Source organism: Rufibacter roseus, assembly GCF_001647285.1.
Taxonomy (GTDB): domain Bacteria; phylum Bacteroidota; class Bacteroidia; order Cytophagales; family Hymenobacteraceae; genus Nibribacter; species Nibribacter roseus.
This window is the reverse complement of record NZ_LRML01000001.1, coordinates 198,016-214,652: the sequence shown is the minus strand read 5'-3', so window position 1 is coordinate 214,652 and position 16,637 is coordinate 198,016. Positions and strand designations below refer to the sequence as shown.

Annotated in this window: 8 protein-coding genes; all 8 read left to right on the top strand. The window is 45.7% G+C overall.

Translation table 11 applies throughout. The annotated features are described in order from the left end of the window. Positions 1 to 46: 46 nt before the first annotated feature. The 8 genes from A8O23_RS00685 (at position 47) to A8O23_RS00650 (ending at position 16,477) form a co-directional block, all read left to right on the top strand. Entirely contained in the window at positions 47 to 2,944 is a 2,898-nt protein-coding gene (locus A8O23_RS00685) for a triple tyrosine motif-containing protein (protein WP_066615346.1), read from the top strand. Between the two features lie 659 nt (positions 2,945 to 3,603). Continuing rightward, positions 3,604 to 6,591: a SusC/RagA family TonB-linked outer membrane protein gene (locus tag A8O23_RS00680; RefSeq protein ID WP_066615345.1), complete on the top strand. Its 2,988-nt coding sequence runs from the start codon at positions 3,604 to 3,606 to the stop codon at positions 6,589 to 6,591. Between the two features lie 5 nt (positions 6,592 to 6,596). Beyond that, complete coding sequence (locus A8O23_RS00675; protein WP_066615343.1) at positions 6,597 to 8,087, top strand: RagB/SusD family nutrient uptake outer membrane protein; 1,491 nt, start codon at positions 6,597 to 6,599, stop codon at positions 8,085 to 8,087. 252 nt (positions 8,088 to 8,339) lie between these two features. Continuing rightward, a complete protein-coding gene (locus tag A8O23_RS00670) occupies positions 8,340 to 9,917 on the top strand; it encodes a glucoamylase family protein (protein WP_066615342.1) in 1,578 nt (525 codons plus the stop codon). A gap of 76 nt (positions 9,918 to 9,993) precedes the next feature. Continuing rightward, positions 9,994 to 11,835 carry a GDSL-type esterase/lipase family protein gene (locus A8O23_RS00665; protein ID WP_066615340.1) on the top strand — a complete coding sequence of 614 codons (1,842 nt, stop codon included), beginning with the start codon at positions 9,994 to 9,996 and terminating at the stop codon, positions 11,833 to 11,835. Between the two features lie 119 nt (positions 11,836 to 11,954). Continuing rightward, on the top strand, positions 11,955 to 13,202 hold the full coding sequence (locus A8O23_RS00660) for a LamG-like jellyroll fold domain-containing protein (protein ID WP_066615339.1): 1,248 nt from the start codon (positions 11,955 to 11,957) through the stop codon (positions 13,200 to 13,202). Between the two features lie 195 nt (positions 13,203 to 13,397). Continuing rightward, on the top strand, positions 13,398 to 14,738 hold the full coding sequence (locus A8O23_RS00655; RefSeq protein ID WP_066615338.1) for a glucoamylase family protein: 1,341 nt from the start codon (positions 13,398 to 13,400) through the stop codon (positions 14,736 to 14,738). Beyond that, complete coding sequence (locus A8O23_RS00650) at positions 14,735 to 16,477, top strand: family 43 glycosylhydrolase (RefSeq protein WP_066615336.1); 1,743 nt, start codon at positions 14,735 to 14,737, stop codon at positions 16,475 to 16,477. The genes A8O23_RS00655 and A8O23_RS00650 overlap by 4 nt, the downstream gene beginning before the upstream one ends. Positions 16,478 to 16,637: the final 160 nt, after the last annotated feature.

Here is a 16,637-nt window from a genome sequence, read left to right as displayed (position 1 = left end):
ACATACTGCTTAGAACTAAGTTAAAACTCGGTTGATTAAATTTAACATGCACGCGAAAGGAAGGTTTTGGGTAACAGGGTTGCTGCTGTGGATTTTTTCTTCCTCTGGGGCTTGGTCTCAAGTAGCGCAAGACTTTAGCTTTCCTTTCGTACAGAATTACTCTAAACTGGTGCATCAGGCTGGTAACCAAAACTGGTCTATCACCGAGGGCCCTAACAAAGTAATGTATTATGGCAACTCTGACGGACTTCTCGCATTTGACGGGCATTTCTGGCAGCTCTACAAAATGCCAAACAAAGTTATAGTACGTGCTGTAGCTTCAGATAAAAAGCAGAACAGGGTGTATGCGGGGGGCTTTGGCGAATTTGGCTACTGGGGCTACAATAATCAAGGCCGGTTTGTTTACCATTCACTCATTCCGCTGGTTCCTAAAAACCAAGAGCTAAAAGATGAAATCTGGAAAATATACGTGGAAGATGACCGTGTAATTTTTCAGTCATTTTCGGCCATTTACATTTATGAGCAAGGGAAAGTGCAAGTAGTTAAAGGCGAACACACCCTTCTCTTTCTCTTAAAAGCAGGTAACCGCTACTTTGTGGAGGTTATTGCCAAAGGTCTATATGAGCTAAAAAAAGACAAACTCTCTCTTATACCTGGTAGTGAGTTTTTAGGGAATGAAGGAGTACTTTCAGTTATCCCCTTTCAAGACAGCAGTTACTTGATCGGAACCGCTAAAAGTGGTCTTTTCCTTTATAATGGCACTACCATTACACCATGGGCGAATAAGGCAAACAATTTCTTGATAGCCAACCAGCTAAACAACGGGGTGACACTGCCAAATGGTTTTTTTGCCTTTGGCACCATTTTGAGCGGAATTGTGATTCTTGACCAGCAGGGCAATATTGTGCACCGCATTAACAAGGCGAGCGGCTTGCAAAATAATACAGTATTAAGCCTTTATTCAGACCAGGAACAAAACCTTTGGGCAGGGTTAGATAATGGCATTGACCGTATTGAGGTGAACTCCCCTTTTTATTTCTACTTTGATAAAACCGGAAAATTCGGAACAGTTTATTCCAGCATCATCCATGATGGAAAGATATATTTAGGAACTAATCAAGGCTTATTTTATAGCGACTGGCCTTCCCAAGGCAGCCAAAGTTACCAATCTTTAGACTTCAAAATCATAGAGGGATCACAAGGCCAGGTGTGGGAGTTAATCTTACTGGATGGGCAGCTTCTGTGCGGACACAATGAGGGTACTTTTAGGGTAACCGGAAACCAGATACTTAAAATTTCTGATTTCAAGGGAGGTTGGACGCTCAAGAAACTGGGCTCACATAGTAACATGCTCATTCAGGGCACCTATACAGGTTTAGTGCTATACAAAAAAGATACAGCAGGCAATTGGGTCTTATCTCATAAGCTGGAAGGGTTTGGGGAACCATCAAGATATGTGGAGCAAGACAACAACGGTCATATATGGGTAAGTCATGCATACAAAGGCCTGTATAAGCTAGCCCTAAGCCAAGATCTTAAGCAGGTAGAGCAGATGAAACTGTACAACCAGCAACAAGGTCTTCCGGAGGAATATCACATCAATACTTTCCGGCTCGACGGACGCATTGTGTTTACCTCAGACGCTGGTTTTTATGTGTATGACGCCATCAGTGATTCTTTTTCTAAATATACTGAACTAAATAAGAAGCTAGGTCAATTTGCCTCTTCCAATAGAATCATAAAAGCGGCAGGAAACAACTACTGGTTTATCAACCACGGCAAAGTAGCCCTTGTAAGCATTCCTCAGGCAGGCACTGTGAAAGTCAACGCGAACCCGTTTATCATGCTAAACGGCCGTATGGTGCAGCACTATGAGAACATCAGCAGAATTAGTAATTCTATCTATCTGATTAGTATAGATGAAGGCTTTGTAGTATATAACGCAGATGCTCAACCATCTAAAAAAAGAATTATTCCACCGGTGCTCATCCGAAAGGTGCAGCAAAACTCTGAAGATAATTCCATTCTTACAGAGCTTAGCTCTCACAGAATTGAGCTTCCCTACCGCAAAAACAACATCAGCTTTGCTTATTCACTGCCCTACTACAGCCAGCTACGCCCTAAGTTTCAATATTTTCTAAAGGGTTATTCTAAAGAGTGGTCAGACTGGACGCATGCCACCCAAAAAGAATTCACTAATCTGCCACAAGGAGACTATACCTTTCTGGTAAGAGCTAGAATTGAGAACGAAGCAGACTCTCCGGTAACTGAATTCAACTTTGTGGTTGGTCCGCCTTGGTATGCAACCTATTGGGCAGCTATAGGCTACATTTTAGTGGGCTTCTTGCTTCTTTATCTTTTCAAATATTTGTACCAGCGTAAGCTTCAAAAAGACAAAGAGCGGTACCGATTAAAAATAGAGCAGGAGAAAGAAGAAGTTCTGAGGCGGGAAGCTTTGATCAACGAACAGAAATTGGTAAAGCTCCGGAATGAGCAGCTGGAAAATGAATTGGCATCTAAAAGTAGAGAACTGGCTAATTCTGCTTTAAGTATAGTTTCTAAAAATGAATTGTTAGAGGGTATACGAGCCGAGATTCTGCAGCTCAAAGACGCTACGGGCAAGAAACTTTCTCCTGAGCAACTGAAAAAGCTCCAGAAAGTGATAGACGAAGGACTTGACAACGACTATGACTGGAACTTGTTTGAAAGCAGTTTTAATGAGGCTCATGAAAACTACTTCAAGAAACTTAAAGCCTTACACCCAGATCTTACCCCTAAAGACCTTAAACTTTGCGCCTATCTACGCCTGAACATGAACAGCAAAGAGATTGCTTCCCTTTTGAATATTACTGTCAGAAGTGTAGAAATAAGTCGTTACCGCCTCAGGAAGAAGCTTAACCTAGACCATGAAAAGAATCTGGTAGAATTTCTGATGGAAATGTAGGCTTTGTCGTTTAGGTCTGTTTTATAGAAAACAGACCTAAACGACAAAAATTCTCTGTACCTAAATTTTGGCCACCATTAAATAAAAAACGGCCACTATAAGTGGTATCAAACAGAGTCATTCCCCGCTGGCCCATCCTATACATAAAGCAAATCCCGCCATAAAAAGAGACAGCCAACGCATTTAACAATTCTTGTACTTTTCCTTTTCAGCTTTCAATCTACATGCTGTTATTCTATACCCCACACAAATCTGCTGGCTATAGTTTCAATTCTGCGCCTACAACATAAATGACTTTTAATAAACAAAGACAGACGATCCATCCTAAAAGCTACTTTTAAAGCCAAATCTGCTAGATAGCATTGCCGAAGTGCAATGCTTTGCACCTCACATCTCTTATCAAGCTCCTTTATTTCACCTCAACATTACCACACAAACAGGTAAAATAGCCCATAACTGTTAATTGACAAATTTGTAAAACCACCTGCAGCAATCTCACTCTATTCAACAAATTAGGCCTTTCTTTTATCTTAAATTAACATTATTGCATTTGATGTAGCCATGTATAGGTCATTTTTTAAGATTATTGAAAATAAGTCGGCAGTTTTGAAGACACAACCGGCCCACATAAAGGGCATCACCACTAACCTATTCCTACAATGAAGAGACCACTACTATTATTACTCATTAACCTTTTACTGTTACCCTCTCTTTATGCTCAGGAGACGTTAACAGTAAGTGGCAAAGTAACAGGGGGCACTACCTCTGAGCCTCTTATTGGAGCCAGCGTCCAAGTGAAAGGCGCTACTACCGGTACCCAAACCGATGTAAACGGACAATATTCACTTTCTAATGTTCCAGCAAACGGCACACTAGTAATAAGCTACATTGGTTATTTGTCTCAAGAGATAGCTGTGAACGGAAGAAACCTGTTAAACATCCAATTACAGTCAGATGCTCAGACATTGGAGCAAGTGGTGGTGATTGGCTACGGCACCCAGGAAAAAAGAGATGTAACGGGTTCAATTGTCTCTTTGAAAGCCGAAGAATTTGAAGATGTGCCTGTGCCCAACGCTCTTAATGCCATTCAAGGCAAGGCGGCCGGGGTATTAATTACCAATAACGGTTCTCCCGGATCAGCACCCAGTATCAGAATAAGAGGGGTTGGCTCTATTAATGGGCTAGAGCCTTTATATGTGGTAGACGGAATTTTCACCAACAATATTGACTTCCTAAACCCCAACGACATTGCTTCAATGGAGATTTTGAAAGACGCTTCTTCTCTGGCAATCTTCGGTTTACAGGGAGCAAATGGCGTAGTCATTATAACTACCAAAAGAGCAAAAGAAGGCCAAACCAACATCAATTTTAACAGCTACGCTGGCGTGCAGCGGGTAGGGCAAAAGATCAAATTGGCCAATGGCCCTCAATTCCGGCAGCTGTACAACGAACAGCTTTCCAACCTGGGGCAGTCACCCTTTGATTTCGATTTTAACGGCTACACTGCCGATACTGATTGGCAAGACCAGATTCTGCGTGAAAATGCCTTTATCAGCAACAACAGTATTAGTATCACTTCAGGTACCGAGCGGAACTCAGCCAGCTTTAGCTTAAGCTATTTCAACCAGGAGGGTTTGGTAAAATATGACTCATACAAAAGATACACGGCCCACTTACGCGATGAATTTAAAGTAAACGAACACGTAAAAGTGGGAGGTGACATAAGCCTATTCCGCTGGGACCGCACCCCAGCCACTGGCAATATCTTAGGTTCGCTATGGGCAGCTCCAGTGTATAATCCTTACCATGAGACCGGAGTCTTCAACTCTGGACCGTCTTTTCAAAGAGCACAAGTTGCCAACCCTGTGGCTTTCATGGAAATAAACAAAGGCACGGTTATCAGCAATGGGTACCGTCTGTTGGGTTCAGCTTTCGCTGAAGTGAAATTCTTAAAGAACTTCACCTGGCGCTCCACTTTCTACACTGACCTGGGCTTTAACCAAGAACGTGGCTACACCCCTATCTATTCCATAGGATTTGGAGACCAAAGAGCTCAGTTTAACAACATAAGTGGGGTACGGCAAAACAAAAGCACTTTTACCAGCTGGCAGCAAGACCACACCCTTACCTATAACAGAAATTTTGACAAGCATGATGTCACTGTTTTGCTAGGAGCAACTGCCCAATACAGAGGAGATGATCATTTAAACGGCTCAGTACAAGGCATTACTGCCCCTATCCCTAATAATCCAGATCTATGGTTCTTGGGCATCAGCAACGACCTGGAAACACAGCGTAACGGAGGCGGGGGTAGTGAGGAAGCATTGGCCTCTGCTTTCTTCCGGATTAACTATTCTTTTGCAGACAAATATTTGCTAAACGTGTCTTTGCGAAGAGATGGAACATCAAGGTTTGGCCCCGACAACCAGTTTGACAATTTCCCGGCAATAGGCTTGGGTTGGGTGATCACTGAAGAAAGCTTCATGCAGAACCAGAACTTTATTGACTTCTTAAAGCTGAAGGCGTCTTGGGGTAGACAGGGGAATCAGAGCATCGGGAACCGGTATGTTACTTACCCAACATTGAATACAGGGGTTTCTGCCGTGTTTGGAGATAGAGTTTATCCGGCCGCAGTACCAGCCTATGTACCTAACCCAGGTATTCGCTGGGAAGTTATTGAAGGCTTTGACGCGGGTATAGAGCTCAACCATTTCAACAACAGACTTACCATTGAAACCGATTACTACAACCGGAAGTCTTCAGACATACTCACGTTAGTTCCTAGCTTAGGTACTGTGGGTATTGACAGAACTTTCCTGAACGCAGGTGACATCTTGAACCGCGGCTTTGAATTTACAGCCACCTGGCGTGACAACATCTCAGAATTTGGTTACAGCGTAAGTGCTAACCTGACCACCATCCACAATGAGGTTCTTTCTATTGGAGATACTGGCTATGAGTTAATTGAAGCAAACTCCAGAACATCTGCCGGTAACCCTGTAGGCTCTTTTTACGGCTATGTGCATGATGGCATCTTCCAAACTCCTGAAGAAGTATCTAATTCATTGCAGGCAGCCACAGCTAAACCTGGTGACATACGTTTCAAAGACGTGAACGGTGACGGTGTGTTTAATGATAAAGACCGTACTTACCTTGGCTCTCCTACCCCAGACCTTACGTATGGCGCTTCCATCAACCTGACTTATAAAGGCTTTGAACTAGGTATAGATGTACAGGGTGTGGCTGGTAATTATATCTATAACAACAGAATTGCCCAAAACTTCTCTATTCTAAACTACGAAGCCAGAAGACTTGACCGCTGGACCGGTCCGGGTACCTCCAATTTTGAGCCCATCTTAGACAACACCCGTGCTCAAAACTTTCTGCCGTCTAACTACTTCCTTGAAAAAGGAGATTACTTCCGGATCAGAAACTTAACGCTTGGTTACAGCCTTGGTGCAGATCTTTTAGCAAAACTTCGCATGAAAGGCGCTAAAATTTATGTAAATGCCCAAAACCTGAAAACTTTCACAAACGCTACTGGCTATTCGCCTGAAGTGGGCGGCGGCACATTGAGCTTTGGCGTAGACAACGGCACTTACCCTGTTCCTACCATCTTTACCGGAGGCGTTAACATTAACTTCTAATTCCCATGAAAAACATAGCAAAATATACTTCCATTGCCCTACTAGGCACTCTTTCGCTTACAACTCTTTCCTGTGATGATTTTCTGGATCGGCAGCCACAAGGTAGGTTTACTACTGAAACGTATCCTGCCGGAGGTTTAACACAATATGTGTATGGCATGTATTCAGACCTACGGGCTTGGGGTGTTCATGCCTTCGCATTTGTAGGTATTACCAGCATTACCTCTGATGATGCAGACAAAGGCAGCACACCCGCTGACGCCGCTGATCAATTAGCGTTAGATAACTTCACTGTTCTGCCCAACAATGGCTTGATCACAGACTTTTACAGATCACATTACACTGCCATAAGCAAAACCAATATTGTGCTGCAGCAGGCAGAAGAATTTAAAAATTCCATCAGTCCTGAAGATTATGTCAGATCACAGGCTGAGGCCAGGTTTGTAAGAGGCTATCTGTATTTCAATTTAGTTAGAACGTATGGCCGCGTTCCTATTGTAGACCGGGTTTTCAAAGAAGGCGATAACTTTAACATTCCACAGTCATCTAAAGCAGAAGTATATAACTTCATTGAACAGGATCTGCAGTTTGCCGCCATGAATTTGCCTACTACCTGGGGCCCGGAATTCCCTGGCAGACCTAATAGCTATGCCGCTCAGGGCATGCTGGCCAAAGTGTATCTGTACCAGCAGAAATGGTCCAGCGCCCTGGCCAGCGCAAAAGCTGTCATAAACTCTGGCATGTATAACCTAAGCACGCCATACAACCAGATTTTCACTGAAGCAAAAGAAAATGGTCCTGAATCAGTTTTTGAAATTCAAGCTGTCTATACCCAAACCAACCGTTTCGGCACCCAATATGCCCAGGTGCAAGGGGTTAGAGGATCCGGCGACATGGATTTGGGCTGGGGCTTTAATGTTCCTTCACAGCTTCTGGCTAATGCCTATGAAGCAAATGACCCTAGAAGGGATGCCACTATTTTGTTCAGAGGCGAAATCACTCCCTATGGTGAAGTTATTCCAGCATCAGTGCCAAATGAGCGCTATAACCAGAAGGTTTATACTGACCCTAAGATCAGAGTAGAAGCCAACAACAGACAAGGCATGTGGGTGAACATTCGTATTCTGCGTTATGCAGACGTAGTGCTTATGGCCGCAGAGGCAGCAAATGAATTGGGCGGAGCCGCCAACACAGACGATGCTTTAATGTATCTGGAGATGGTAAGAGCCCGCGCCCGCGGTAGCAACGCAGCCATTCTGCCAAGAATCACTGAGCGCAACCAAGCCGCGTTACGAGATATCATACGGCACGAACGCCGCATAGAACTGGCCATGGAGCACGAACGCTTTTATGACCTGGTGCGCTGGGGCATAGCCGGGGAAGTACTACGCGCTGCCGGCAAAAACTTTGTGACAGGCAAACATGAATTAATGCCTATTCCACAAGGAGAAATAGATAAATCTGCTGGAGTATTAACTCAGAACCCAAACTACTAATGGTTGAAGTGCGGCAGGTTGAAAGAAACTTTCTGCCTGTCGCACCCCATACCGCACAAGAAAAAGCTATACCCTGAAGCTGCTGTTTTTGACCTGTTTTCAGAAAAACAGCCCTAAACCGCCCCTCTTTCAGAGTGGGACTGGGTGCTTACTTTCTTTAGTTTACCAAATACAACTTTTACAAACCAGTAACCGGAGCTTATGATGGAATTGTTGAAACGCCTCCCGCTTTTGCTAATCACCCTCTTTTGCATGGAATATACCCTAGGCTGCAAAGAGAAAGAAGATCCTACGCCTGACCCAGAACCTATTCCGCCAACCTCCACGGTAGAGGACAAAAAGTTATTGGACCAGGTGCAACAGCAGACGTTCAACTACTTCTGGGACTTTGCCCACCCTACCTCAGGAATGGCAAGGGAAAGAACCACTTCCGGCGATTTGGTTACCAGTGGCGGAACCGGCTTTGGCATTCAGGCTATTATTGTAGGTACCCATCGCAATTTCATCACTCGCACTCAAGCAGTAGACAGATTACTTAAAATCACCAACTTCCTGACTACTGCTGACCGGTTTCATGGAGTTTGGAGCCATTGGCTCAACGGCAACACAGGCAAAGTAATTGCGTTCAGCGCCAAAGACAACGGCGGTGACGTCATTGAAACTGCGTTCTTGGTAAACGGGTTGCTCACGGCCCGGGCCTACTTTAACGGATCAGACGCTAAAGAAACGGAGCTGCGTAACAAGATCACTCACCTTTGGGAGACAGTGGAGTGGGACTGGTATGCTTCTAGAGGCGACAACAAACTGTATTGGCACTGGAGCCCCAACTTCGGCTGGGATATGAACATGCCTATTAGTGGTTGGAATGAGGGTCTTATTCCCTATGTGTTGGCGCTTGCCTCCCCTACCCATCCTATTGCTCCTGCGGTATACCAAAACTCCTGGACCCGGAACGGAAGCTTTGTGAACGGCAACACATATGAAGGATATAGATTACCCCTAGGCCCTGCGTTTGGCGGCCCGTTGTTTTTTGCCCATTACTCGTTTATCAGTTTAGACCCACGTCAGCTGCAAGACCAGTATGCTAACTACTGGAGGCAGAATGTCATCCACACGCTCATCAACAGGTCATACAGCATCAACACCGCCCCTAAAAATTACGGTTACTTTGCCAGTCTTTGGGGCTTAACGGCTTCAGACACGTACAATGGTTACACAGCGCACAGCCCTACCAATGACAACGGCACCGTAACACCAACGGCGGCTCTTTCCTCCTTCCCTTACACACCTTACTTCTCTATGCAGGTGCTTCGGTACCTGTACAAAAACTTAGGCAATACCATGATTGGCCCTTACGGTCCTTATGACGCCTATAACAAAGACAAAAGTTGGGTTGGCACGCAATACCTCGCCATTGACCAGGGGCCTATTGTTACCATGATTGAGAATTACCGCAGTGGTCTGCTATGGTCTCTGTTCACCGATTTACCGGAAATACAAACCGGCTTGGCGAAAGCGAATATCTCCAAGCCAAACTATGAGACCGGATTCCCGCTGGCTATAGTTGAGGTACAAGCCAATTTGGTTGACCTGTTAAAGCACCCTGACTATGATGCCTATCAGATAGCGGTAAGCGTGCAAAACGAACAAGGTCTCACCCTAACTGTGGAGAAAGGAGACGGCACCGTGGTTGAAACGGTATGGAAAGATGAAAACAAAGCCAACGGGTTGCATACAGCCAATTTTGGTAAAAATCTTTCTCCAGCCACGTATCGCCTCCGGCTTAAAAACAGCACTGTCAATAAAGAGCTCACCGTTTTTCTCCATTAAACCTTTTTGCTCTTATGCCTGAGAATTCTTTAGCATAAGCTTTAATCACTTCAGAAACTAACTAACAATTTCTACCATGCGAAAAAATTTACTCAACCTATTCTGCCCAAAGTTCCTGGCGCTCTTGCTAGTAACTTTATTTCAGTACTCTTTTGATATTAGCGCTTCTGCTCAAGGCACAAAAGACACCATCAACATTGACTTTGGTAACGGTACCAGGCTTTCAACGGGAGGTTGGAACAACGTAACTGATTCTAAAGCTGGTGCTGTGGCAAACCTTGTCAACTACCAAGGTGTCAATTCAAACATTGCTGTGGCCGTTACAGATGCTTTTAATGATGGTAGCAACACAGCTGGCGCCGCTGCCGATGATTCCCTACGGATTCCGTACAATGCTTCTTCAGACAGCTTCTTCGGGAGTAAAAGATCTGCGGTAGGTGGCTTTGAGCCAACGGGTGGAGTAACCTTCTCTAACCTCAACCCTCAGACAGCTTACAGCTTTGCCATTTTTGCCAACAGGGTAGATCCTGTAGCTAATGCTAACCGTGAAACCAAATATACTGTTACCGGAAAAACCACTCAGGTAGTAGCCTCTAACCCAGCTGGGCCTAAAGGATATTTTGTGCGGGTAAGCAACATGATGCCTGCCGATGACGGAACCATCACGGTTATTGCCACCACTGGCGACAATAATACGAACGCAGATGGTTATTACTACTTGGGAGTAATCAGAATAACCTATTTAAACACCTCTTCTACCGCTGGTCCAAAATCAGTAAAACTTCTTTCTCCAAATGGCAATGAAAGCTGGGAAGCCGGAAAGCAGGTAACCGTTAGCTGGCAGAGTGAAAATATTATCTCCGCCGATTTGGAATACTCCACAGACAATGGAACCAGCTGGTCTCCAATTGCCTCTTCAATAGCCGCGATAAATAAAAAGTATACCTGGACAGTTCCATCTACCCTTACAAACCAAGCCATAGTGCGCATCAAAGACCATGATGACGCCACCGTTTCAGATGTGAGCAACAATCCATTTACCATTAGGGCAGACAACGGAAAAGACTATACTATTGTAGTATTAGGTTCTTCCACTGCGGCAGGTGCTGGCCCTACCGTACAAGACAGTGCCTGGGTGTGGCGGTACAGAACTTACCTTACTCAAAAAAGCACAGACTTTAACGTAGTGAATTTGGCTGTGGGCGGATATACCACTTTTAGCATTTTGCCAGACAACAACCCGCAGAACAACATTACCAAGGCTCTTTCTTACAACCCTAACGCCATAATCATTAACATGCCGTCTAATGATGCAGCCCAAGGGTATTCAGTGCAGACTCAAATGGGCAACTACAATACCATAGCCCAGTTAGCTACTGATGCCAACGTGCCTCTATACGTCACCACCACCCAGCCTAGAAACTTCAGCGGCGACCAAACCAAAATTCAGATTCAGGTAGACATGGTGCAGGCAACCAGAGACAAATTTGGCGACAACACCATTGACTTCTGGACCGGCTTCCCAGATGAAACAAACCAAATGAAAACCATCTACAACAGCGGCGATGGCGTGCACATGAATAACCTGGCGCACCGTATCTTGTTTGACCGCGTGGTAGGTATGAATATTGACCAAGCCATCATCAATAATGATCCGCTAGGAATATCAAAAGAAAGAAATGCGAACTACAGCGTTTACCCTAACCCTACCTCAGGGCTGTTGAACATTGCCACCAAAGACGGTAGCACCATTCAAAAGATCACGCTTATTACTGCTTCTGGCCAAAAGGTGCTGGAGAAAGATTTTGCCAAAACAGGAGTGCAGCAAATTGATGCCTCAGGCTTGGGCAAAGGGCTGTACCTTTTGAAAGTGCAAACGGCCAAAGGCACCACCACCTCCAGAATTTTACTTCAGTAAAATACCTCCGGCAAAGGACTCTTTTCACCTGAGCCCTTTGCCGGATTACTTCAAGTTCAAGATGACAGTTCCTGAAATTCTCACTCAATAATAGTTACCCATTAAATTAAAACGCACACATGAAAAACAAACTAAATCGTTGGAGTGTATGGCTGGCAGCCATAGCGCTTATTTCTTTTACCGCCTGCGGCGATGACGATGCAGCAGAACCTACCAAATTTGAGCTAAAGTCTTTGATGGCCGGAACGGTAGACCTCAACACTACTACTGCAGTTACTGATGTGCCTACTGATGCAGCTATCAAAGCTACTTTCTCTACCAATGTAGACGCCACCTCTGCAACAAACACTACTGTAACGCTTACCAAGCAGGGTGAAACCACAAGTGTACCTGCTGCTATAGCAGTGAGCGGTTCAGAGGTTACGTTAACACCTAATGCAGCCCTTACCGCCGGTACCGCCTACACGTTGACTTTAGGATCCATTAAATCTTCTGACGGGCAAACATTAGCCACCAAGACAAAGAACTTCACTACTGCTGGTACCGCACCCCTGGTTGGCACGTTGGCACACTGGTCTTTTGACGGAAACACTAATGCCATAGTAGGCAACTTCAACCCTGCCGCCAGTATTGACATTACCTATGGCCCAGACAGAAAAAACCAAGCTAACAAAGCGGCAGTGTTTAACGGTTCTACATCCATCATTGAGATCGCCAACGGAAGCCAGTTACTGAATGCAAACAACTTCACCTTGAGTTTCTGGATGAAACTTAATTCTGACAATGGTGACAGAGACCACTTTGTGATGGGTCTGGGTGCTTTCCAAGGCTTGGGAATTGAAGTACCAAAAAGCTATAACTCCATTAAAATTGCCGCTCAATATGAGTGGGCAGATGGTAGCACCGGAGCGAATGACTTTTCTTTCAACGGAGACGGTAAAACCGGAACTAACGGAGGCTGGGCAGCCATTGAAACCGAGAAAGATTTAACTAACGCCGGCGGATTATCTGCCTTAATCAAAGACAAGTGGGCACATATTACTTTCGTGGTGAATGGTGCCACAAAATCTAGGTTCCTCTACGTGAACGGAGAACTTATGGAAAAAGACAACTTCACGTTACTGCCTGACGGTGAAAAGTTAAAGACTATGAAAGGTCTTAAGTTCAGCGGAAGCACAGAAGTGGAAGACAAATTAGCGTTTGGGTTCAACCAATCAAGAGGAGGCACCATGTGGGCAACAGAGCCTTGGGGCGGCTACAGCTTCCCAACAGCTAACCACTTCAAAGGAAGCTTAGACGAGATCCGTATTTTCCACACAGCTCTGACGGGTGCCGAAGTGCAGGCCATGTACAACTCAGAGAAATAAGAACAACAAAAGTATGTTTCGGGGCTGCTCTTATGAAAACAGCCCCGAAACATCTTGTTTCTAAACATTTTATACTCAACCCCTTTTTTCTTAATCCTGTTTCTATCTGAAGCAAAAGCTTCTGACAGACCACCTTCTTACCTGAAATACCCCAAAGAGAACAGGCGGCTTTTTCAATTTAATGCCTACTAAACCATGAAGCAATCTTTCATATACTTCCTTCTATTCCTCTGCCTTTTCACCTCAGCCGTTGCCCAAAAGAAAAGCGCCGTAAAACGCCCACAGAATTTAACAGATGAGCAATTGCTGGATCTGGTGCAGAAGCAGACGTTCAAGTATTTCTGGGATTTCGGTCACCCGGTAAGCGGCATGGCAAGGGAACGCAGCAACACCTCCTTTGACTATGGCAATGAAGTAGTGACCACCGGTGGCACTGGTTTTGGGGTGATGGCCATTATAGTGGCTGCGGAAAGAGGTTGGATTACCCGTGAACAGGCATCTGAAAGGGTACTTAAAATTGTGAATTTCCTCTGGAAAGCCGATATGTTTCATGGCGTATTCCCTCATTGGCTTAACGGTGAAACCGGCAAAGTCATCCGTTTCAGCCCCAAAGATGACGGCGGCGATTTAGTAGAAACGTCTTTTCTGTTTCAGGGGCTGCTCTGCGCCAAGCAATACTTCACTAACAATAATAATACTGAAAACCAGCTTCGCAACAAGATACAGTGGCTTTGGGATGGGATTGAATGGAACTGGCACACGAAAGACAACCAGAACGTGCTGTACTGGCACTGGAGCCCTAACAACGGCTGGAGCATGAACCACCAGATAAGAGGCTTTAATGAATGTCTTATTACCTATGTATTAGCTGCCTCCTCACCGCGCTACTCCATTTCACCACAGGTGTACCACCAAGGCTGGGCCAACAGCAATCACTTCCGGAATGATCGGGAGTTTTATGACATAAAGCTGCCGCTGGGCTTTGACTACGGCGGGCCACTCTTCTTCTCCCATTACTCTTTTCTGGGCTTAGATCCACGCGGCCTAAAAGACAATTATGCTGATTATTGGGAGCAGAACAGAAACCACACCCTTATTAACCGTGCTTATTGTATAGACAACCCCAAGCAATACAAAGGCTACGGCCCAAATAGCTGGGGGCTCACCGCCTCAGATAGCTACCGCGGCTACGCTGCCCACTCCCCTACCGAGGATTTAGGCGTGATCACTCCTACCGCTGCCCTGTCTGCTTTCCCCTACACTCCTGAGTATTCTATGCAGGCGCTCAAGCATTTCTACAACAACCTGGGCGATAAAATCTGGGGCGAGTACGGCTTTGTAGATGCGTTCAGCGAGCACCATAACTGGTACGCCAACTCCTATTTGGCCATAGACCAGGGTCCTATCATTGTCATGATAGAAAACTACCGCACCGGCCTTCTCTGGAAACTGTTCATGTCAAACAAAGACGTGCAGAATGGACTCAGAAAACTGAATTTCAAAAGCGACAAAATACCCGCGGAGGCAGCAAAATGAGATTAAAACTTTTCCTTTTCTTCCTGTTCATCGGGTATATGGCACAGGCGCAGCAAAAGCAGCTGACCTACTGCAATCCCATGAATCTGGACTACGGCTACACGCCCATCCCTGACTTTACGCAGTCTGGGAAGCACCGCGCCACCGCAGACCCTGTCATTGTGACCTACAAAGGTGATTATTACCTCTTCTCCACAAACCAATGGGGTTACTGGTGGAGCAGCGATTTATATAACTGGAACTTCGTATCCAAGTCGTTCCTGAAGCCGCACCACAAGGTCTATGATGACCTCTGCGCGCCCGCCGTGTTTGTGATGGGTGACACCATGCTGGTCTTCGGGTCTACGCATGACAAGAACTTCCCACTCTGGATGAGCACCAACCCCAAAGGAAACGACTGGAAGGAAGCCGTAGAGCCTTTTGAAGTGGGTGCCTGGGATCCGGCTTTTTTTCTGGATGATGACGGCCGCCTGTACCTCTACTGGGGCAGCAGCAACGTGAACCCGCTCTACGGCATTGAGATTGACCGCAAGACATTCAAACCAATCGGCGAAAAGAAAGAGCTTATTCACTTGAACCATGAAAAGTTTGGCTGGCAGCGCTTTGGCGAATATTTAGACAACACCTTTCTGGATCCGTTCATGGAAGGTGCCTGGGTAACCAAGCACAACGGCAAATACTACCTGCAGTATGGAGCCCCCGGCACTGAGTTCAGCGGCTACGCCGATGGTGTGCAGGTAAGCGAACACCCCTTAGGCCCCTTTAAGCCGCAACCGCACAACCCGTTCGCATACAAACCAGGCGGCTTTGCCCGGGGAGCGGGCCACGGCAACACCTTTCAGGACCAGTGGAATAACTGGTGGCATGTATCTACCATGGTCATTTCGGTGAAGAACAATTTTGAGCGGCGTTTAGGCGTATGGCCTGCGGGATTTGACAAAGACGGCGTGCTGTACAGTAATACCACCTTTGGCGATTACCCACACTACCTGCCCAATGGCCCGGCTGACCACCTGAAGAGCCGCTTCACTGGCTGGATGCTCCTGAACTACAACAAACCTGTAATGGTCTCTTCTACCCTGGCCGCTTACGCCCCTAATTATGCGGTAGACGAAAGCATTAAAACCTACTGGAGCGCTGCCACCGGAAACAAAGGTGAATGGATTCAAACAGATTTAGGCGCCTTAAGCACCGTTCACGCCATCCAACTGAACTACGCAGACCAAGATGCTGAATTTCTAGGCAAACAAACCAACACCTACCACCAATACAAAATCTACCACTCCACAGACGGTAAAAAGTGGAAAGTGCTGGTAGACAAAAGCAAGAACCAAACCGATGTACCGCATGACTACATAGAGCTGAAAGAGCCGGTTAAAACGCGCTACCTCAAGCTGGAAAACATTCATATGCCCACCGGCAAGTTTGCAATCAGCGGGTTCAGGGTGTTTGGCAATGGAATGGGCAGCAAACCCAAGCCTGTTGATAATCTGGTGGTGTTGCGCACCGAGAAAGACAAACGCAGCGCCTGGCTCAAGTGGTCACAGTCGCCAGACTCGTACGCCTACAACATTTACGTGGGCATTGCGCCAGACAAGCTCTACAATGCCATTATGGTGCACGGCAGCGGCGAGTACTATTTTAAAGGAATGGACAAAGACTTGCCTTACTACTTCCAGATAGAATCTATCAATGAAAATGGTATATCTGAGAGAAGTAGCATCATAGAATCAAAATGAGAGGCTGCGTTTTAAGCTAGTTTTTAGAAAAACAGGTCTAAAACAGAAAAAGCTCTCTCAGCAGAAGGGCAGTACTCTCTGCTCCAATAATATCAGAATTAAACACCGACACAAAACACGCATAAAAATGAGAAATATTACCCTCGCCCTGGTTTTGCTT

Bases quoted from the DNA above. Each gene is read 5' to 3' on its own strand.
- A8O23_RS00660 (WP_066615339.1), top strand. From the start codon at position 11,955: ATGAAAAACAAACTAAATCGTTGGAGTGTATGGCTGGCAGCCATAGCG.
- A8O23_RS00650 (WP_066615336.1), top strand. From the start codon at position 14,735: ATGAGATTAAAACTTTTCCTTTTCTTCCTGTTCATCGGGTATATGGCA.
- A8O23_RS00665 (WP_066615340.1), top strand. From the start codon at position 9,994: ATGCGAAAAAATTTACTCAACCTATTCTGCCCAAAGTTCCTGGCGCTC.
- A8O23_RS00655 (WP_066615338.1), top strand. From the start codon at position 13,398: ATGAAGCAATCTTTCATATACTTCCTTCTATTCCTCTGCCTTTTCACC.
- A8O23_RS00675 (WP_066615343.1), top strand. From the start codon at position 6,597: ATGAAAAACATAGCAAAATATACTTCCATTGCCCTACTAGGCACTCTT.
- A8O23_RS00685 (WP_066615346.1), top strand. From the start codon at position 47: ATGCACGCGAAAGGAAGGTTTTGGGTAACAGGGTTGCTGCTGTGGATT.
- A8O23_RS00680 (WP_066615345.1), top strand. From the start codon at position 3,604: ATGAAGAGACCACTACTATTATTACTCATTAACCTTTTACTGTTACCC.
- A8O23_RS00670 (WP_066615342.1), top strand. From the start codon at position 8,340: ATGGAATATACCCTAGGCTGCAAAGAGAAAGAAGATCCTACGCCTGAC.